The organism is Bacillus sp. 491mf, from assembly GCF_900112415.1.
Classification (GTDB): domain Bacteria; phylum Bacillota; class Bacilli; order Bacillales; family Bacillaceae_G; genus Bacillus_A.
Window position 1 is genome coordinate 32,530 of sequence record NZ_FOLV01000025.1, and the last position, 19,433, is coordinate 51,962.

Annotated in this window: 19 protein-coding genes and 1 pseudogene; 4 read left to right on the top strand and 16 right to left on the bottom strand. The window is 38.7% G+C overall.

All coding sequences use genetic code 11. The features are described 5' to 3' along the window. Nucleotides 1–123 precede the first annotated feature (123 nt). Nucleotides 124–492: a response regulator gene (locus BM211_RS18430; RefSeq protein ID WP_035430649.1), complete on the bottom strand. Its 369-nt coding sequence runs from the start codon at nt 490–492 to the stop codon at nt 124–126. Nucleotides 493–823: 331 nt separating this feature from the next. Here BM211_RS18430 and BM211_RS18435 point away from each other — a divergent pair, with 331 nt between their 5' ends. Next, nucleotides 824–1,351: a DUF2529 domain-containing protein gene (locus BM211_RS18435; protein WP_090998929.1), complete on the top strand. Its 528-nt coding sequence runs from the start codon at nt 824–826 to the stop codon at nt 1,349–1,351. A 38-nt stretch (nt 1,352–1,389) separates the two neighbouring features. Here BM211_RS18435 and pyrG read toward each other — a convergent pair whose 3' ends face one another. From pyrG to BM211_RS18475, 8 genes are all read right to left on the bottom strand, one after another. After that, nucleotides 1,390–2,997, bottom strand: a complete 1,608-nt coding sequence (gene pyrG / locus BM211_RS18440; protein WP_035430651.1) for a CTP synthase — start codon at nt 2,995–2,997, stop codon at nt 1,390–1,392. A 261-nt stretch (nt 2,998–3,258) separates the two neighbouring features. Continuing rightward, nucleotides 3,259–3,792, bottom strand: coding sequence for a DNA-directed RNA polymerase subunit delta (gene rpoE / locus BM211_RS18445; RefSeq protein ID WP_090998931.1), 534 nt, complete (start codon nt 3,790–3,792; stop codon nt 3,259–3,261). Between the two features lie 281 nt (nt 3,793–4,073). Continuing rightward, nucleotides 4,074–4,718, bottom strand: a complete 645-nt coding sequence (locus tag BM211_RS18450; protein WP_035430653.1) for a TetR/AcrR family transcriptional regulator — start codon at nt 4,716–4,718, stop codon at nt 4,074–4,076. A 71-nt stretch (nt 4,719–4,789) separates the two neighbouring features. Next, a complete protein-coding gene (locus tag BM211_RS18455; RefSeq protein ID WP_090998933.1) occupies nt 4,790–5,929 on the bottom strand; it encodes an acyl-CoA dehydrogenase in 1,140 nt (379 codons plus the stop codon). Nucleotides 5,930–5,942: 13 nt separating this feature from the next. Continuing rightward, on the bottom strand, nt 5,943–7,073 hold the full coding sequence (locus tag BM211_RS18460) for an acyl-CoA dehydrogenase (RefSeq protein WP_035430655.1): 1,131 nt from the start codon (nt 7,071–7,073) through the stop codon (nt 5,943–5,945). A 76-nt stretch (nt 7,074–7,149) separates the two neighbouring features. After that, nucleotides 7,150–8,001 (bottom strand): 3-hydroxybutyryl-CoA dehydrogenase, encoded by an 852-nt coding sequence (locus BM211_RS18465; protein ID WP_035430656.1) that lies wholly within the window; start codon nt 7,999–8,001, stop codon nt 7,150–7,152. A 16-nt stretch (nt 8,002–8,017) separates the two neighbouring features. Beyond that, nucleotides 8,018–9,214 (bottom strand): acetyl-CoA C-acetyltransferase, encoded by a 1,197-nt coding sequence (locus BM211_RS18470; protein ID WP_371261890.1) that lies wholly within the window; start codon nt 9,212–9,214, stop codon nt 8,018–8,020. Between the two features lie 100 nt (nt 9,215–9,314). After that, nucleotides 9,315–11,423: a (Fe-S)-binding protein gene (locus tag BM211_RS18475; protein ID WP_090998937.1), complete on the bottom strand. Its 2,109-nt coding sequence runs from the start codon at nt 11,421–11,423 to the stop codon at nt 9,315–9,317. A 277-nt stretch (nt 11,424–11,700) separates the two neighbouring features. Here BM211_RS18475 and cls point away from each other — a divergent pair, with 277 nt between their 5' ends. Next, nucleotides 11,701–12,894, top strand: coding sequence for a cardiolipin synthase (gene cls / locus BM211_RS18480; protein ID WP_035430659.1), 1,194 nt, complete (start codon nt 11,701–11,703; stop codon nt 12,892–12,894). Between the two features lie 89 nt (nt 12,895–12,983). On the opposite strand, the gene BM211_RS18485 is transcribed toward cls, so the two are convergent. Together BM211_RS18485 and BM211_RS18490 are read right to left on the bottom strand one after the other, a co-directional pair. Beyond that, a complete protein-coding gene (locus tag BM211_RS18485; protein WP_035430660.1) occupies nt 12,984–13,130 on the bottom strand; it encodes a quorum-sensing peptide PapR in 147 nt (48 codons plus the stop codon). An 87-nt stretch (nt 13,131–13,217) separates the two neighbouring features. Further along, nucleotides 13,218–14,075 (bottom strand): helix-turn-helix domain-containing protein, encoded by an 858-nt coding sequence (locus BM211_RS18490; protein WP_035430661.1) that lies wholly within the window; start codon nt 14,073–14,075, stop codon nt 13,218–13,220. Between the two features lie 242 nt (nt 14,076–14,317). On the opposite strand from BM211_RS18490, the pseudogene BM211_RS27605 reads away from it, so the two are divergent. Beyond that, nucleotides 14,318–14,599 (top strand): annotated as a pseudogene (locus tag BM211_RS27605) (hypothetical protein); the annotation flags it as partial. A 141-nt stretch (nt 14,600–14,740) separates the two neighbouring features. Here BM211_RS27605 and BM211_RS18495 read toward each other — a convergent pair. From BM211_RS18495 to BM211_RS18510, 4 genes are read right to left on the bottom strand one after another with little or no spacing between them, the layout of a single operon-like run. After that, entirely contained in the window at nt 14,741–15,343 is a 603-nt protein-coding gene (locus BM211_RS18495; RefSeq protein WP_035430662.1) for a response regulator transcription factor, read from the bottom strand. Beyond that, complete coding sequence (locus tag BM211_RS18500; protein WP_035430663.1) at nt 15,340–16,467, bottom strand: sensor histidine kinase; 1,128 nt, start codon at nt 16,465–16,467, stop codon at nt 15,340–15,342. Before BM211_RS18500 ends, BM211_RS18495 begins: the two co-directional genes overlap by 4 nt. Nucleotide 16,468: 1 nt before the next feature. Further along, nucleotides 16,469–17,203, bottom strand: a complete 735-nt coding sequence (locus BM211_RS18505) for an ABC transporter permease (protein ID WP_090998939.1) — start codon at nt 17,201–17,203, stop codon at nt 16,469–16,471. Further along, the gene (locus BM211_RS18510) at nt 17,200–18,102 is read right to left on the bottom strand and encodes an ABC transporter ATP-binding protein (RefSeq protein WP_035430665.1); all 903 of its coding nucleotides are present in this window, start codon (nt 18,100–18,102) and stop codon (nt 17,200–17,202) included. Before BM211_RS18510 ends, BM211_RS18505 begins: the two co-directional genes overlap by 4 nt. 146 nt (nt 18,103–18,248) lie before the next feature. Here BM211_RS18510 and map point away from each other — a divergent pair, with 146 nt between their 5' ends. Next, entirely contained in the window at nt 18,249–19,043 is a 795-nt protein-coding gene (gene map / locus BM211_RS18515) for a type I methionyl aminopeptidase (protein ID WP_090998940.1), read from the top strand. A 213-nt stretch (nt 19,044–19,256) separates the two neighbouring features. Here map and BM211_RS18520 read toward each other — a convergent pair. Then, the coding region (locus tag BM211_RS18520; protein WP_141771668.1) for an LPXTG cell wall anchor domain-containing protein at nt 19,257–19,433 on the bottom strand (177 nt) is incomplete at its 5' end.

Consider the following 19,433-nt stretch of genomic DNA (forward strand, 5'->3'; position numbering starts at 1 on the left):
ACATACCGGACTTTTTTCTACACTCCATAGGATACCAACTTGTACTCAAAAACTCAACTGCATTCACCTGCTCATTAGTTTATGAAAACGCTTTTTTCCTATTTTTTAATAAAAAATTCACGATTATGCTTCTACAGCAATTTCTTTTCGCACAGCACTTCGAATTTCATCAATATCAAACGGCTTTGCAAAGTGCATTAACGCACCGAGTTCTTTCGCTTCTTGAATCATATCTAACTCGCCATAAGCCGTCATTAAAATCACTTTAATGTCTTGATTAATTTTTTTCACATGTTTTAAAATTTCAATTCCGTCCATACCCGGGATTTTCATATCTAAAATAACTAAATCTGGACAATCTTTTTTCACAATATCGAGGGCTTGAAAACCGTTTGCTGCTTGAAATGTTTCGTAACCTTCCTTTTGAAACACCTCATGTAATAAAACTCGAATGCCGTATTGATCATCAACGATTAAGATTTTCCCTTCCATATTCCCCAACCTTTCTATATAAATACAAAATTTGTATTTCTCGTATCCCTATAAATCCAAATTAAAAAACAGACATAAAAACCATTCTTTTTATATAGCCTGGGAGCATCTGACCATGCATAGAAGCGGTCAGAACTTTTTTCTACATAGCAACAATCTAGATGTCGAAAAATTAAAATGGATTCATATCTTTCGATTAATTTCGCTACTTTTTATCAAATTCCTTCCTATTCTTTCTTATTTTACTGCTTCCTATTTCCTAGCGCTAGCACCGTTATGAATAAATAAGCTATAATGAAAGCCGATAAGCATGCTAGAAAGGAGCATCACCATGTTTAAAATTTTTTCCACCCAGCTAGGTGGCTATTTCACAAAAATTGCTCAGAAAGAAGAGATGAATATAGAAGATAGTTCTCGTTTACTTGCACAAGCATTAATCGGAGATGGACACATTTACTTGCACGGTACGAAAGAGATGGAAGGTGTAATTTCCGAAGCTTTATACGGAGCCGAGCCTATGCAACATGCAAAACGATTATTTGCGGACGATAAACAAGAAGACGTAACCGTTGCCGATCGCATCCTACTGATTAGCCGTTTTTCTACAGATGAAGAGATTATTTCACTAGCGAAACAATTGCAAGAAAACGGTCATTTTATTGTTGGTATTTCCGCTAAACAAGAAGGCGAATTGTCATTAGAACAATTCACCGATGCACATATCGATACACAACTTATCAAGCCATTAATTCCAGATGATGACGGATCTCGGTATGGATTTCCAAGTTTAATGACAGCTTTATTTGCCTATCACGGATTAAAGTTTACAATTGATGACATTATGAATGAATATGAGTAACGCAAAAAGGCGCCCTATAATAGGACGCCTTTTTCTTATTACTTACCTTCTTTATTAATAATAGAAGCTTGTACAAAGTCACGGAACAACGGTTGTGGACGGTTTGGACGAGATACAAGTTCTGGGTGGAACTGTGCTGCCACGAACCAAGGATGTTCTTTCAATTCGATAATTTCTACTAAACGGCCATCTGGACTTGTACCAGAGAAGATGAACCCAGCGCCTTCCATATCTTTACGGAATTCATTGTTGAACTCATAACGATGACGATGACGTTCATATACAACTGGCTCATTATATGCACTATAAGCATTTGTTTCTGGCGTAAGCTTACATGGGTATAGACCAAGACGAAGTGTACCACCTAAGTCTTCTACGTCTTTTTGCTCTGGTAATAGGTCGATAATTGCATAAGGCGTGTCAGGATTAATTTCAGAAGAGTTCGCACCTTCTAATCCTAATACGTTACGTGCAAATTCGATTGATGCAAGTTGCATACCTAAGCAAATTCCTAAGAATGGAACTTTGTTTTCACGTGCATATTGAATTGCAGCGATTTTACCTTCAACGCCGCGGTCACCGAAACCACCTGGTACAAGGATACCATCTGTATCGCCAACTAATTCTTTCACGTTTTCTGCTGTTACGTGCTCAGCATTTACCCATTTCACTTCTACATCTGTATCAAATTTATAACCTGCATGACGAAGTGCTTCTACAACAGAAATGTATGCATCTTGAAGCTCTACATATTTACCAACAAGAGCAATTTTTGTTTTCTTAGACAGATTGCGTACTTTCTCAACTAATGCATTCCACTCTGTCATATCGGCAGCTGGATTGTCTAATTTTAAATGATCGCAAACGATTTGGTCCATGTTTTGCTCTTGAAGAGATAATGGAACTGCATATAATGTATCTGCATCGCGTGCTTCGATTACTGCTTTTGTATCAATGTCGCAGAATAAAGCAAGCTTATCTTTCATATCTTGAGAAACAGGAAGTTCTGTACGAACAACGATAATATTTGGCTGAATACCTAAGCTGCGAAGTTCTTTAACACTATGCTGTGTTGGTTTTGTTTTCATTTCGCCAGCTGCTTTTAAATAAGGGATTAACGTACAATGAATGTACATTACATTGTCACGGCCAATATCGCTCTTAATTTGGCGAATTGCTTCTAGGAACGGTAAAGACTCGATATCACCAACAGTTCCGCCGATTTCTGTAATCACAACGTCCGCATTAGTTTCGCGGCCTGAACGATATACACGCTCTTTAATTTCATTTGTAATGTGAGGAATAACTTGAACAGTTCCTCCTAAATATTCACCACGACGCTCTTTTTGAAGAACAGAAGAGTAAATTTTACCTGTTGTTACGTTGCTGTATTTATTTAAGTTGATGTCGATGAAACGCTCATAATGACCAAGGTCTAAATCTGTTTCTGCACCATCATCTGTAACGAATACCTCACCGTGTTGGTATGGGCTCATTGTTCCTGGGTCTACGTTAATATACGGATCAAACTTTTGAATCGTTACGTTTAAACCACGATTTTTTAATAATCTTCCAAGGGATGCTGCTGTGATCCCCTTTCCTAGAGATGATACTACACCGCCTGTTACAAAAATATACTTAGTCATGAATGTACTCCCTTCTACTTTGCTGTTATATAATTACCGCTGCAAATTGCAACGTATGTAGATAACACTTACCTTATCTTATCTTATTGTTAGACTCTTTCATTTTTCTAAACAAAAAACAAAAAAGAAAATTGCTCCCTTTATTACACAAAGTAATGAATAGGGAGCAATTTTCTTTTATATTTATAAGAAAAAATTATTATCGTCTTTTTTAAAGAGCCCAAAAATGATTCTACATGGACGATAATGAAAAGTCAAGAACTACAGCTCTTCCTCTTCTTCTTCTGATTCGTCGTATTCTAATTCATCTTCATCAGCGAAATCATCATCATCTTCTTCTTCATCTAAGTCATCAAGATCATCTTCTTCATCTTCTTCATCAAGAAGCTCATCAAGATCTTCTACGTCTTCTTCTTCATCTTCTTCGAAGTCGCCATCGTCTTCGAAATCATCTTCCGCTTCGATGTAGTCATCTTCTACTTCTTCAACTTTACGTTTCTTCTTAGGCTTCGCTTGAGGTAAAATTTCCTCATCAATTTGCTCGTACGGGTACCATCCACGTAGTCCCCAACGATTTTCTCCAAGATTGATAAAGCGGCCATCGATATTTAAATCTGTATAAAATTGCGCGATTCTCGCTGCAACTTGTTCTTCAGATAGTTCTAGTAATTGAGCGATTTCTTGAACTAGATCATGAAAAGGTGTTGCTTGTCCTTTTTCCTCTAACAAGCTATGTACAACTTCAATCATGGACAATTCTTTTAGCTCTTCTGGTGAAATTTGCTTTAAATTCACTTGTGCGGCACTTCCTTTCTTAAAATATATCCTAATTATATAAAGGCCTGTTCAAAAAAATCCATACTATTCATTATAAACAAAACTGCACCAAATATGCCACAAAAAAATAGGGAATCATCAAGTGATCCCCTCTGCATATGGAAGGTCATTTTCCTTTCATATGAACCCATTTTCATTTTTCGATATATAGACTGCTGCTAGGCAGAAAAAGACCCTAACCACTTCTATACATGACCAGACGCCCTCGCCCACCTAAAAAATGCTTTTATTTTATTTTTTTAATTTGGATCTATATAGCTCGGAATCATATGAGCACCATTTAATACATAACGAATTTGCATCTCTGTATACTCTTCCAATGTATAAAGTTTCTGCAACGCCCAGCGCCGAAATCCCCACATTTGTCCTTGAATAAAAATATTATGAGCAAGCAGTTGAATCTCATTTTTTGTTAAAGTAAATACTTTATTTTGAACACATTGCTGCAAAATATCTTCGAACATCCCTACCATTTGAAATTCTTTCTCTAGTACGTAAGGCAGCGATTCTTTTGGTAGAAAACGAACTTCTTGATACATAATAAGAACCTCTTCTTGCAATTCATCCATCACTTTAAAATAATTTGTAATCGCTGCTTTTAAACTATCAACATTTCCTTTTCCTTTGCAAAGCACTTGCTCTAAACGCTCTTTTACATGTTCATAAATACTATCACACACTAAATAAAGCACATCATCTTTCGTTCGAATATATTCATAGAGTGTCCCAATGCTAAAGCCTGCTGCCTTTGCAATTTCTCTCGTTGTTGTGCGCGGAAATCCTTTTTGTTTAAAGAGCTGCACAGCACCTTTAATCATTTGTTCACGCCGAAGTGCAATAAGTCTTTCATCTTTCACAGATGCTTGTACATTGTGCTTAACCATCTATATCCTTCACCCCTTTTCTATCATTTTGCAGGAAGAAGCGTAGGAGGCTCCTACGCTTCTAATCTCTTCTACTTTGTTAACATACGTGAAATAACAAGACGCTGAATTTCTTGCGTTCCTTCATAAATTTGCGTAATCTTTGCATCGCGCATAAAGCGTTCTACTGGATAATCTTTTGTATAACCGTATCCTCCAAATACTTGCACAGCCTCTGTCGTCACTTTCATTGCTGTATCTCCTGCAAATAATTTCGACATTGCTGATTCTTTTCCATACGGCAAACCTTCTGATTCAAGCCAAGCTGCTTGATATGTTAATAAGCGCGCCGCCTCTACTCCAGTTGCCATATCCGCTAGTTTAAAGCCAATTCCTTGCTGCGCGACAATTGGCTTCCCAAATTGCTGGCGTTCCTTCGCATAATCAGCCGCGGCATCAAGCGCGCCTTGTGCGATACCAACCGCTTGCGCCGCAATACCGTTACGGCCGCCATCTAACGTTTTCATTGCAATTTTAAATCCTTGCCCTTCCTCGCCAAGTAAGTTCTCAGCTGGAATGTGGCAGTCCTCAAATATAATCTCCGTCGTCGGTGAAGAACGAATACCAAGCTTGCTCTCTTTCTTTCCAACAGAGAATCCTAGCGCACTGCTTTCCACAATAAATGCACTTGTACCGCGCTGCTTTGATTCTGAATCTGTCAGTGCAAATACCACATAAATATCCGCAATGCCGCCGTTTGTAATGAAAATTTTCGAACCGTTTAAAATATAATGATCACCGTCACGCTTTGCCGTTGTTTTCATTCCGCCAGCATCTGATCCAGAACCCGGCTCCGTTAAGGCGTAAGCACCGATTTTCTTTCCTTCTGCCATTGGACGTAAATACTTCTGCTTTTGCTCTTCTGTACCGAATGTGAAAATTGGCCAACCTGCAAGCGATGTATGAGCTGATAATGTTACACCTGTAGAAGCACAAACACGTGACAACTCTTCCACCGCGATCACATAAGCTAAGTAATCGCTTCCAATTCCGCCGTACTCTTCAGGCCACGGAATACCAGTTAAGCCAAGTTCCGCCATTTGATCAAATAAAGCGCGGTCAAAGCGTTCCTCTTCATCACGCTCCGCTGCTGTGGGTGCGACTTCATTTCTCGCAAAATCACGAACCATTTTCCGAATCATTTCATGCTCTTCCGATAATTTAAAATGCATCTCTATTTCCCCCTTAAAGCGCTCTGCTAATAACTAAACGCTGAATCTCACTTGTTCCTTCATAAATCTCACATATTTTTGCATCGCGGAAGAATCGCTCTGCAGAATACTCTTTTGTATAACCATAACCACCTAACACTTGCACAGCTTCAATTGCCACTTCTACTGCTGTTTTGGAAGCAAATAATTTTGCAATTGACGCTTCCTTCCCGCACGGTAAACCTTGCGTTCTTAATGATGCAGCGCGGTATACAAGCAGACGAGCTGCTTCAACGGCTGTTGCCATATCCGCTAGCTTAAACCCTAATCCTTGCTGCGCGGCAATCGGTTTGCCAAACTGACGACGTTCTTTCGCATAATCAGTAGCACAATCTAGCGCTGCTTCAGCGATACCAAGTGACTGTGCCCCGATACCGATGCGACCAGCATCTAAATTTGCCATTGCCACTTTAAAACCTTGGCCCTCTTCGCCAAGCAAATTCTCAGCAGGAACTTTCATATCTTCAAACGTTAATTGCACTGTTCGAGAACCTAATAACCCCATTTTGTGCTCATCTTTTCCAATAACTAAACCTGGTGTATCTTTCGGGACAATAAATGCCGATATTCCGCGCGTACCCGCATCCGGATTCGTAGAAGCAAAGACAATATATGTATCTGCCTCGCCGCCGTTTGTAATAAATACTTTCGAACCGTTAATAACGTACTCATCGCCTTGCCTAACCGCCCTTGATTTCAGACTCCCAGCATCCGATCCTGCGCTTGGCTCTGTTAATGCAAATGCCCCTAAATATTCACCCGTTGCTAACTTTGGAATATATTTTTTCTTTTGCTCTTCTGTTCCAAAATATAAAATAGGATTCGTTCCAACAGAAGTATGTACTGATAAAATGACCCCTACCGTAGCGCTTACTTTTGAAATTTCATGAATGGCTAAAATATACGAAATAAAGTCCATTTCCGCCCCGCCGTATTTCGCTGGAATTGGTATCCCCATTAGTCCAAGCGCGCCCATTTTCTTTAGAACTTCTCTAGGAAACACCCCTTGTTCCATCATTGGAACAAAGGGAGCAATTTCCTTCTGAGCGAAGTCCCGAACCATTTTCCGCATCATTTGCTGCTCTTCTGTAAATTGAAAGTTCATCTACTTCACCTCAAATTGTTTTTTATTATGATTGAATGGCTTAGTAAGACCACTAGTACACCGGAAGAGGTATTAATTATTCATAAACGTAAAAACCGCGTCCTGTCTTACGTCCTAACCAGCCTGCATTTACATATTTACGTAGGAGCGGGCATGGTCGATATTTGCTATCCCCTAATCCTTCATGCAGCACTTCCATAATGTATAAACAAGTATCTAAACCGATAAAATCAGCAAGTGTCAATGGTCCCATCGGATGATTCATGCCAAGCTTCATAACCTCATCGATCGCTTCTTTTGTTGCAACGCCTTCATATAGCGTATAAATTGCTTCGTTAATCATTGGCAATAAAATACGGTTAGAAACAAACCCTGGGAAGTCATTTACTTCAACTGGGACTTTGCCGATTTTTTTTGTAATATCCTCAATCGTTTCATATACAGCGTCCTCCGTTGCTAAGCCGCGAATAATTTCGACAAGCTTCATAACCGGAACAGGGTTCATAAAGTGCATACCGATGACTTTTTCTGGACGATTCGTAACAGCTGCAATTTCAGTAATTGGCAGCGAAGATGTATTTGTTGCTAAAATCGTATGCTCCGGTGCTAATTCATCTAGTTTCGCAAAAATTTGCTTTTTAATGTCCATTCTTTCCACAGCTGCTTCGATGACAAGATCTGCTTCTTCTACACAATCTAGCGTAATCGTTGCGGTCAGACGCTGTAACGTTGCATCCTTATCATTTTCACTCATGCGGCCTTTCTCAACTTGCCGAGATAAATTTTTCGTAATAGTTGCGATTCCGCGGTTTAGCTGCTCTTGCTTTAAATCTTGTATATATACGTCATAGCCTGCCATCGCACACACCTGTGCAATTCCAGAACCCATTTGCCCCGAACCAATTACAACAATCTTTTGTACTGTCATGTTTATAGCCCCCTTTTTACTGAACCTCAATCATGATTGCGTCGCCTTGACCACCGCCGCTGCAAATAGATGCAATTCCAATTCCACCGCCGCGCTGCTTCAATGCATGGATAAGAGTAACGATAATGCGCGCCCCGCTTGCTCCAATTGGATGCCCCATCGCAACTGCTCCGCCGTTTACGTTAATCTTCTCGGGATTAATACCTGCAAGGTTTGCGCTTGCAATCGCTACAGCAGCAAACGCTTCATTAATCTCAAATAAATCAATGTCTTCCACTTTCTTGCCTGTTTTCTTTAATAACTCATTAATGGCATAGCCTGGTGTTCTCGGAAAATCCTTTGCTTCAACCGCGATCGCTGTATGCCCTAAAATCGTTGCAAGCGGCTTTCTTCCTTCTTCCTTCGCACGTTCTTCACTCATTAACACGAGCGCTGCTGCTCCATCATTTAAACCTGGTGCATTCCCAGCCGTAACCGTTGCATCCTTATCAAATACAGGTTTTAGCTTTGCTAATTTTTCAATTGTTGTATCTCCGCGCGGCGCTTCATCGTGCGCTACGACTACCGGCTCCCCTTTTCGATGCGGCACAGATACAGGAACAATTTCTTCTGCAAAGCGGCCTTCCTTTTGCGCTTCAATGGCAAGCATATGACTTCTGCATGCCCACTCATCTTGCATTTCACGAGAAATACCGTCTTCTTTGGCAACATCGCCGCCATACACACCCATATGCACGCCAGTAAATGTGCACGTTAAACCATCCGCCACGTTTAAGTCGGCAACTTCGTTATGCCCCATGCGATATCCCCAGCGCGCGCCGCGTAAAATATATGGACTATTGCTCATCGATTCCATGCCGCCTGCTACAAGCAACGAATGATCACCAGTGCGAATAATTTGATCCGCTAACGTTACAGCACGAAGTCCAGATGCACAAACTTTATTCACTGTTTCTGTGCGAGTCTCCCACGGAATCCCTGCTTCTCTAGCTGCTTGGCGCGATGGAATTTGCCCTTGTCCTCCTTGAATAACCGTCCCAAATACAACTTCTTCAATATCACTTGCTGCAACATTCGCACGCTCTAAAGCCGCTCCAATTGCAATTCCTCCAAGCTCTGTTGCCTTTACATCCTTTAAAGCTCCCCCAAACTTTCCAACAGGTGTTCTTGCAGCACTTAAAATTACTGTTCTTGTCAAAACATATTCCCCCATTTCTTCTTATTACGGCGTTGATTGAACGCTCGTTCAGTAGCGCTGTCGTGAGAAAGAGGTGCAAAATTTGCACCCCTTTTATCTAAAGTTGTACGGATTCTTATATTGCTTCTTTCTTCGGTCCAATGACAGAGCGCTCTAGAATCTCCGTTATATCAAGCGTTTGTACGCGCTCTTCTACTTCTTTCGCCTTCGTACCATCGCTGATCATCGTTAAGCAATACGGGCAACCCGTACCGATCATCGTCGGCGATGTCGAAAGTGCTTGTTCAGTACGTGCCACGTTAATACGCGAACCAGCCGTCTCTTCCATCCACATAAGACCGCCGCCCGCTCCGCAGCACATTCCTGTTTCACGGTTACGTTCCATTTCAACAAGCTTCACACCTGGAATCGCTTTTAAAATATTGCGCGGTGCTTCGTACACTTCGTTGTAACGTCCTAAATAACAAGAGTCGTGATACGTAATCGTTTCTTCGACGCGGTGAACTGGCTTTAAGCGCCCTTCTTTCACCCACTGTGCTAACAATTCTGTATGATGATAGACTTCTGCTTGTAAGCCAAAGTCTGGATACTCATTTTTAAACGTGTTATACGCATGCGGATCGATTGTAACAATCTTCTTCACGCCTGCTTTCTCAAACTCTTCAATATTTTTACTTGCCATCTCTTGGAAAACAAATTCATTTCCAAGGCGGCGCGGTGTATCTCCTGAGTTTTTCTCTTTATTTCCGAGGATCGCAAAGGAAATACCAGCTTCATTCATTAATTTCGCAAAAGATAACGCAATTTTCTGGCTACGGTTATCATAAGATCCCATAGAACCTACCCAGAATAAATATTCAAACTCTTCGCCTGCTTTTGCTTTTTCTTTCACAGTTGGAATGGAAACTTCCTCTTCCATCGTACGCCACGTTTCACGCTCTTTACGATTCAGTCCCCAAGGGTTTCCTTGACGCTCGATATTTGTCAGAGCACGCTGCGCTTCTGGATCCATTTTTCCTTCTGTTAAAACAAGGTAGCGGCGCAAATCAATAATTTTATCAACGTGTTCGTTCATAACTGGACATTGATCTTCACAGTTACGACACGTTGTACAAGCCCAAATTTCTGTTTCAGTAATGACATCTCCAATTAAACTTGGATCGTATGCGAGCGTTGCGGCAGATTCATTTTGTCCATCTCCAGCTGCCATCATCGCTAGTTGATTGCCTTTTGTTTTGTTAAATGCAACGGTTGGTACCCACGGTGCGCGCGACGTTACTGCTGCACCTTTATCCGTTAAATGGTCACGCAGCTTTAAAATTAAATCCATTGGCGATAGCATCTTACCAGTTCCTGTTGCCGGGCACATATTCGTACAGCGGCCGCACTCTACGCATGCATATAAATCAATAAGCTGTGTTTGTTTGAAGTCTTCAATTTTCCCAACGCCAAATGTTTCTTGCGTTTCATCTTCAAAATCAATTTTTTCTAATTTCCCTGGGTTTGTTAAACGGCTAAAGTATACATTTGCTGGTCCTGCAATTAAATGCGCATGTTTCGATTGTGGAACGTAAACTAAAAACGTTAACAAAATTAGTAAATGCAACCACCACGCAAAATAGAACACGACAATTGCGGCTGTTTCGCCAATCCCAGAAAATAAGTAAGCGATTGCAGAAGCGATCGGTTCACTCCATGATAATTCCTCGCCATGCCAAATGATGCCCATTCCATTACCAAGAAGAACAGATAACATTAAGCCTCCGATGAAAATTAAAACAAGCCCTGCTTTAAAGTTCCTCTTTAAGCGAACAAGCTTCTCAATATACCTTCTATAAAAAGCCCAAAAGACTGCGATTAAAATAACGAGTGTGACGATTTCTTGGAAGAATGTAAATGCAGAATATAGTGGTCCAAGTGGAAGATGCGATCCTGGCGCTAAGCCTTTCCATATGAAGTCAATTGCTCCAAATTGGACAAGAATAAATCCGTAAAAAAACATAACGTGCATAATGCCACTTTTTTTATCTTTGAGTAATTTCTTTTGTCCGAAGACATTCCCTTTAATAAGATCCCATCTTTCTTTGAAGCGGCGATCAAACTCTACTTTTTTTCCTAATCGTATGTAGGTAATCCGTGTTCGTATAAGATACACAAATAAATAAGCTGCATACGCAACGATGGCAATTGTCGCCAACCAATTTACAATTAATAAGCTGTTCATATTTCTGCCAACCCCTCTCCATGTAGTATACTTTTTTATTTTCGAATCTTCAAAAATAAATAATTTTCTGAATTCATTACCCCTACTCCCATTATATGATGAGTGAGCATTCAGTCAACAGTTTTTTGTTATACAACAATATATTTTTTCATAAAGCTTTTTATTTCGGTGAAACTATAAAGCGAAGCTTCCGTCAGTAGTTTTTTCATATCCCATTGATACTTAGAACGAATCCGGCGAATTGCAAGATAAAAATGAATATAGAGGAGGGAACTTCATGAACTTTTTATTTCTCATCCTTATCTTTCTCTTACTGTGGGCAGCTTTTGACTTCATCTATGGAAGAAAAATTCATTTAAACAATCTTAAACCACGTTCCTTTCCTATACGCCATAGTAATTTTAAACTTTATACATATGGGAAAGCATTATATAAGGAGCTATTTACTGATATACAACACGCTAAACATCATATACATATTTTGTTTTTTATCGTAAAAAATGATGAGATTAGCCATACATTTTTACAGCTTTTAATGGAAAAAGCAGCGCAAGGTATTGAAGTGCGTCTTCTTCTTGATCGAATCGGCAGCCATCGTTTATCAAAACAAACGATTCAGAAATTAAAACAACACGGTGTGCACTTTTCATTTTGTCATAAAATTCGTTTTCCCTTTCTCTTTTTCTCTGTTAACCAAAGAAACCATCGAAAAATTACTATTATTGATGGGAAAATTGGGTACATTGGAGGTTTCAACATCGGAGAAGAATATTTAGGACATAACCAAGAGCTAGGTCCTTGGCGTGACTATCACCTACGCCTTACCGAAGAAGGTGTACAAGATTTGCAAACGCAGTTTCTACATGATTGGCGCGATGATACAAACGAAGACTTATTGGATGAAAATTGTTATTTTCCAATACTAAAAAAAGGCGAAACTTCTCATCAATTCGTACCAACTGACGGCGCATATTTGCAGCAAACTTTTCTCGATCTCATTGAAAAGGCAACAAAAGAACTGTATATTGGCACGCCCTATTTTATTCCTGGAAAAGAACTAATGAACGCATTGCTGTGCGCGCGAAAAAGAGGAGTTCGTATTACTATACTCGTGCCTAAAAAAGCGGATCATCCATTTGTTCGCGAAGCAAAACTTCCGTATTGTCGGAAACTTATTAAAGCAGGTTGTCATATTTACGAATTTCTAGATGGTTTTTTTCACGCGAAAATTGTAATGGTAGATGGATGGATTTGTGATATTGGAACGGCCAATTTTGATAAACGAAGCTTATATATGAATCATGAAATCAATTGTATATTATATGATTCACCGTTTTTAGAACAAGTGAAAAAAGAAATCAATCAAGATCTAGAATCCTCCAATTTACTTTCTATGGAAGACGTTTCTTCTTTATCCCCTTTAGATAAAGGAAAAGAATGGATCGGAACATTATTTTCTTTTTTTCTATAAAGTGAAACCCGCATTGTTGGACTGTTCTTATGCAAAAAGGCCTAAAAAAAGAAACAACCGTCTTGACTAGACGGTTGTTTCTTTTTATTTTAATATTCAAATGGTAAATCTGAAGCTAATTGTACTACATCATTATGATTTGTTACTGCTTGATTTTGGTCTACTAGCGCACTGCCAAATGAAATACCTGCTAACATTGCTAATGTCAATAAACTACCAACAAGAAGTTTTTTCATATTCCATTCCCCCACGTCTTTTTTTCTAATATAACATGAAATTTTATCCATAAGACATGCAATTATGCATACCCTTTTTTTACCTGTTTAAATTTTCATTTTGTTTAACAGCGTATTTTTATAAGAATGTAGATCTAATAGTTCAAAAAAGAACAGCGCTTTTGCATAAGCAATTCTAATCTCATCTTCTGAATGCCCTAGCTTTTCAAGACATTCTCCTTTTTGATAGAATAACTGGCCAATGAGTGTCATGTTACTATTCTGGCATGATGTTTCAATTGTTTTTTCAACATTGTAAAGAGCTTCTTCATACCGGTCATCTAAATACAATGCCTTTGCATAATTATAGCCAACCTTTATAGCAAATTCCTCGTTACTATGTAATGATTTCAACTGTTTTAAAATATGTTTATAAACTTCAATGCTTTTTTGAATACATTCATTTTCCGCATAAATATTTGCAATTGAATTTTCGATATATAAACTTTGAAAGACATCCATACCCACTGATTGCTGGGTGATTAATTTTTTCAACTCTAAAATGCAGTATTCATAATTCACCTTTTTCAACATATACGCCGATAAATGATGATGCCAAAGAAGAAATTGCTGAAACTCTGGATGATCTTCTTCTTTCTTTAGCTCATCCCATGTTTTTTTATAAATTTCTTCATATTTCTTTTGTTTGCATAGCGATTGAATCAGATCTTTAAATTGTTTTTTTCGTTCAATATCAGAATAAGCCACTACTTCATAAAAATGAATAATCGGTACTTTTAACTTTGCTGCAATTCCTTGTAATATGTCCATACTCGGATATACTACTCCTGATTCAATTCTACTTATTTCCGACTGATGACATATGTTATCAGCTAAATGCTTTTGTGTTAAACCTCGCATCCTTCTAATCTTTTTAATTTCGTCTCCCAGCTTTTCCGCATGCACGTTAGTTCACCATCCATCCCATTTATTGCAATTTAGTTTTAAAAATGGTCATACCAATACAATACTGCCATTTCGACAATTTTCGATATGAAATATTGCATAATTTATATAAAATTCCGCAATTTTGTCTTACACTTAATCTCATACACTTGTGAGATTAAGTGTGTTAGAGAAAAATCACAAAAAATGACCAGTTCTCTTCTTTCGGCTTGCTCTGTCCTTAAGCAATTCGTATCCAAGAAATGAATAATAAACAAATAAAAGTTGCAGCTGCTCAGCCCGGGCTAACAATCGAAACATTAGCAGGATCTCAAAGTAGCACGAAAGAAAATATCGTGAAAAAGTACTTGAAAGGTGAAGTACAAGAAAAAAAAGTACAATAACCCAATCTTAATATAACAAATTTTTTGTCGAAAAATGAAGTGAAAATTTTCTTACGAAATGCTCTGCAAATTCCAAACGATATGTCAGAAAAAGAATTTACTAGTGAAATTGTCATTTGTAAAAAACGAGAAGGCGACTACATACGTTGATATTATTAAATTCATATATTAAAATTATAACCCAATTATTAGCGATTACACAATTATTGATGTAATTTCACTTGTTACACAGTTACCCGCAAAAAAAGATGTTTACCGATTCACATTGGTAAACACCTTTTTTCATATCCATCCTTTTTCTTCCGCAATCGTAATCGCCTCAATCCGATTTTTTGCATCCAGCTTCGTTAAAACATCCGAAATATAATTTCGAACGGTTCCAGATGAAAGATATAGTGTTTTGGCGATTTCATTTGTCGTCTTTCCTTCTTTCGCTAATAGAAGAACTTCTTTTTCCCGATCTGTTAATGGATTTTGTTCTTGCCAAAGTCCGAACATAAGCTCAGGGGAAATTTCTCGCTTTCCATTCATAACATTACGAATTGCCGCTGCGAGATCTTCACTCGGACTATCTTTTAATAAATACCCATGAACATTTGCTTTCATTGCGCGCTCGAAATAACCAGGTCGAGCAAATGTTGTTAAAATCATAACCCGGCACAATGATTGCTGCTTCCGCAATGTTTCAGCAACATCCAGACCGCTTTGAATCGGCATTTCAATGTCCATAATACTAATATCAGGCTGTACTGTTTCAATGAGCTTCAAAGCCTCTTCTCCATTTTCCGCTTGCCCAACAACTTCAATATCATCCTCTAAATCCAGCAAAGCCCCTAACGCCCCGCGAAGCATACGCTGATCTTCTGCAATGATGATTCGAATCATGCATGCGCACCTTCTTTCCCTGTTCTTATGACAATTGGAACATGTATCGTTAACATCGTTCCATTATGAATATCATCTAATTTAAGTACTCCATCAATGAGAGCTAATCGCTCCCTCATGCCAAGTATACCGTTCCCATCGTGATTGTTTTGTAATCCAACACCATTATCCTTTACTTGCACCATCAACTTCCCTTGCGCCTCAAGTAAAATAATTACGCACTCCGTTGCCTTACTATGCTTCACAACATTTGTCACCGCTTCACGTACACACATTCCGACAATGTTTTGTTCTAGCGGTGATAATACATTCGTACTTGTCTCCTGCTGCACCTCTAGCGATATGCTAGCAGCTTGAAGAATCACCTTCACTTGTTCTAGCTCTTCTTCGACAGTAATCATCCGCATATCAGAAATTAATTCCCGTAATTGTTTTAACGCCGTTCTGGATGTTTGCGTAATTTCCTTTGCCTCTAGACAAGCGCGTTCCGGATTTTTCACAATAAGCTTCTCAACAAGCTGGCTTTTTAATGTAATGAGCGATAACGTATGCCCTAACGTATCATGTAAATCCCTTGCAATGCGCTGCCGTTCTTCGCGTTTTACTAAATCACGAATTTGTTCATTTGCTTCAATTAATTGTGTTCTTAATACTTTTTTCTGGTTAAAATTCCGCATACCGAATGGTGTAACAATCATTAAAATAAACATCGGGATCACAGTTATAGCAGATGTGTTTGTAAACACGCGGATGTTCACCAACATAAACGAACAAATCATTACGATCAAAAGGAAAAATAATAAACGAAATTGTTTTTTTGTCTGTGCAAATGCTATTGCATTTGCTGTAAAAAATCCAAAGAAAATCATATATGGGTCATAAAACGTACTAAATAAGAATGTAATCACCAGTTGAATACAAGCCCACATAATAAAATTCTTTGGCACAAAATAAAGCTGGCGGTATGCAATAACAAAGAGTACAAGCATACCGCCTCCTAATATCAATTTCCATCCTGATTGCCCCATCAAATAGTAAAGAGGATACAACAAATATACGAGCCATATATAAGGGAAAAAACCCATCTGTTTCGGAAATAGTTCAAACTGCTTCTTTTCGATCATTTTATACCGCTTCCTGTCTTTTTCTTATATATATTGATAGTACAACAAAAGCGATAAAATAACCTCCTAAAATTGTCGCATTTTCCCAACCAATTGTCTTGCCAGCAACAATATCCCAAGCCCCGCTTCCGAAGTGATATGTCGGCGTCCATTCTCCAATGCTTCTTAACGTCTTTGGAAATATTTCAATCGGCATCCACAAGCCGCCTAGAACTGCTAAACACATATTTAATATATTCGCTAGTCCAGTAGCCGCATCCGCTTTCTTAATCGCACCGATAATCGTTCCAAGTGCTAAAAATGGCGTAACACCAACCAATAACCATAATCCAGCGCCAATCCACTGTCCTATTGTTAACTGTACATCATTAATGACTATACCCGCGATGAAAATAACAATGATTGAAAAAGCATTTACAACCGTTTGAGCAATAATTTTAGCTGTTAAATATACGCCTTCTGGTAGCGGTGTAATTTGTAAAAGCTGTGTCCATCCTTGCCCTTTTTCTTGTGAAAGACGAACACCAAAACTAAAGAGTGCCGTTCCTACAATACTAAACGTAGCCATTGAAATTAAATAATGTGCTTTCCATGCATCTCCGTTTTGCGGCACTGACACAACATTAGTAAAAATGTAGTAAAACATAACTGGCATTAATAATGAGAAAAAGATAAATAATTTATTGCGAAACGTACGTAATATTTCTATTTTACATTGCATCCAAAACGCTCTCATACGATTCCCTCCTTCTGATTTGCGACAAACTGTTCAAAAGCTTCATCCAAGCTACCGCGCTCAACAACAACATCCTTAACAGGCAAGTTTTTATGATAAATTTCTCGAAGCGTAGCGTCCGTATCATCTGTTGTCAGTACCACATGCTTTTCATTACATTGGACATTTGTAACATGAGATAGGCTGCGAAGCATACCCATCGGTACCTCTTCTTTTACATAAAACGAAATTGTTTTTTGAGAAATCGTTGCTTTCATTTCATCTGGCGTACCATCAGCGATGATTTTGCCGTTACCGAATAATAAAATTCGATCTGCTAGTGCATCTGCTTCTTCTAAGTAATGTGTTGTTAAAATGATTGTTTTCCCTTCAGCTGCCAATTTTCGAATTGTATCCCAAAAGCTTTTTCTAGACGTAATGTCCATCCCTACTGTTGGTTCATCTAAGAAAAGTAAATCGGGATTCCCAGCAAGTGCGAGCGCGAAATTTAAACGTCTTTTTTGGCCACCAGATAACTTTTCACATCTTTGCTTTCTTTCTGAAGCTAAATTGGATAGCTGAAGTAATGTTTCTTTTGCAACTGGATTCGTATAATAACTACGAAACAAGTCAATTGCTTCTTCTACTGACACACTATCAATGACGCTCACTTCTTGCAGCATTGCTCCAAGGCGATTGCGAACATCTCGGTGTTTTGGGCTCTTACCGAAGATAGAAACTTTTCCTTCTGAAGGATCCCTTAATCCAAGCATCATCGAAATTGTTGTCGTTTTACCAGCTCCGTTTGGTCCAAGTAATGCAACAATTTCCCCTTTCGCTACTGTAAATGAAACGTTATTTACTGCTTTTTTATGTTTAAATGTTTTTGAAACACCATTTACTTCAATTATCTGTTCCATTTCTCCACCCCCGTCGTTCTTATATTTATATTGTATAAATTGGAAGAGGTGGAAAACAGTATGAGACGTCATGACATGGATATGACAAATGTCATGAAATCTTGAAATGAGCGACTCCCTAGGTAAGTAGCAGGACAAAAATAAACATGATACAATCATGTGAGATGTACATTCGAGGAAGGACAGTGGTTTTCATGATTATTCGAAATGAACAAGATTTAGAAGGCTTACGCAAAGTCGGCCGCATCGTTGCGCTTGCTCGCGAGGAAATGAAAAAACAAGCGAAACCAGGCATGACAACGAGAGAGCTTGATTTAATCGGTAAGAAAGTATTAGATGAGCACGGTGCTATTTCTGCACCTGAAAAAGAATATAATTTTCCAGGTACAACTTGCATTAGCGTCAATGAAGAAGTTGCACACGGCATCCCAGGAGACCGCGTTCTAAAAGAAGGCGACTTAGTAAACGTAGACGTATCTGCGGCACTTGATGGTTACTATGCAGATACAGGTATTTCATTTGTTCTTGGACAAGACGAAGCAAAAGAAAAACTTTGTGCTGCTGCTGAAAGTGCATTTTGGGCAGCCATGAAAAAAGTAAAAGCTGGCGCAAAACAAAACCAAATTGGCCGTGCAGTTGCCAACGATGCTCGTAAAAATGGCTATACAGTCATTCAAAACTTAACAGGACATGGCATTGGCCTTAGCCTACACGAAGCACCAAATCATATTTTAAACTATTTCGATCCAATGGATAGCGCTCTCCTAAAAGACGGACTTGTCTTAGCAGTAGAACCATTCGTATCTATGCATGCAGATCATATTATCGAACGCGGTGATGATGAATGGACATTTGTCACACCAGATAAAAGCCTTGTTGCACAGTGCGAGCATACAATTGTTGTAACACGCGGTGAACCAATTATTTTAACAGCGCTATAAACAAAAACATACGGTTATAGTCATCTTAACAACATAAGAACTATAAAGCAGCGCGCATCGAACCTCAATTGATGCGCGCTATTTATTCTCCATTTGAAAACACTTCCTTTTTCCTATAAAAAAACCCTTTAGGTTTCATTCTTTTCTTCACCTGTCCATGAAGTTTTTTGAATGATTCCCTAAAGGAGTTATCAAATAATACTCTACAGCTTTTTATTGTTTCATTCGTTGACGAGCAAATAACATTCCACCTAAAACGAACAATACCATACCGCCAACAATTGAAATCATCTCCGCTGGTGCTCCTCCTGTTTTAGGAAGTAATACTGTCGTTTTATCGTTTTGTTTATTAGATGGAACTCTTGGATCGCTATTTGTGCTTGTATTTGT

Coding starts and splice junctions, on each gene's coding strand:
- map (WP_090998940.1), top strand. CDS start 18,249: ATGATACAATCATGTGAGATGTACATTCGAGGAAGGACAGTGGTTTTC.
- cls (WP_035430659.1), top strand. CDS start 11,701: ATGAACTTTTTATTTCTCATCCTTATCTTTCTCTTACTGTGGGCAGCT.
- BM211_RS18460 (WP_035430655.1), bottom strand. CDS start 7,073: ATGAACTTTCAATTTACAGAAGAGCAGCAAATGATGCGGAAAATGGTT.
- BM211_RS18430 (WP_035430649.1), bottom strand. CDS start 492: ATGGAAGGGAAAATCTTAATCGTTGATGATCAATACGGCATTCGAGTT.
- BM211_RS18510 (WP_035430665.1), bottom strand. CDS start 18,102: ATGGAACAGATAATTGAAGTAAATGGTGTTTCAAAAACATTTAAACAT.
- BM211_RS18455 (WP_090998933.1), bottom strand. CDS start 5,929: ATGCATTTTAAATTATCGGAAGAGCATGAAATGATTCGGAAAATGGTT.
- BM211_RS18500 (WP_035430663.1), bottom strand. CDS start 16,467: ATGATCGAAAAGAAGCAGTTTGAACTATTTCCGAAACAGATGGGTTTT.
- BM211_RS18475 (WP_090998937.1), bottom strand. CDS start 11,423: ATGAACAGCTTATTAATTGTAAATTGGTTGGCGACAATTGCCATCGTT.
- BM211_RS18495 (WP_035430662.1), bottom strand. CDS start 15,343: ATGATTCGAATCATCATTGCAGAAGATCAGCGTATGCTTCGCGGGGCG.
- BM211_RS18435 (WP_090998929.1), top strand. CDS start 824: ATGTTTAAAATTTTTTCCACCCAGCTAGGTGGCTATTTCACAAAAATT.
- pyrG (WP_035430651.1), bottom strand. CDS start 2,997: ATGACTAAGTATATTTTTGTAACAGGCGGTGTAGTATCATCTCTAGGA.
- BM211_RS18485 (WP_035430660.1), bottom strand. CDS start 13,130: ATGAAAAAACTTCTTGTTGGTAGTTTATTGACATTAGCAATGTTAGCA.
- BM211_RS18505 (WP_090998939.1), bottom strand. CDS start 17,203: ATGAGAGCGTTTTGGATGCAATGTAAAATAGAAATATTACGTACGTTT.
- BM211_RS18465 (WP_035430656.1), bottom strand. CDS start 8,001: ATGACAGTACAAAAGATTGTTGTAATTGGTTCGGGGCAAATGGGTTCT.
- BM211_RS18470 (WP_371261890.1), bottom strand. CDS start 9,214: ATGGGGGAATATGTTTTGACAAGAACAGTAATTTTAAGTGCTGCAAGA.
- BM211_RS18450 (WP_035430653.1), bottom strand. CDS start 4,718: ATGGTTAAGCACAATGTACAAGCATCTGTGAAAGATGAAAGACTTATT.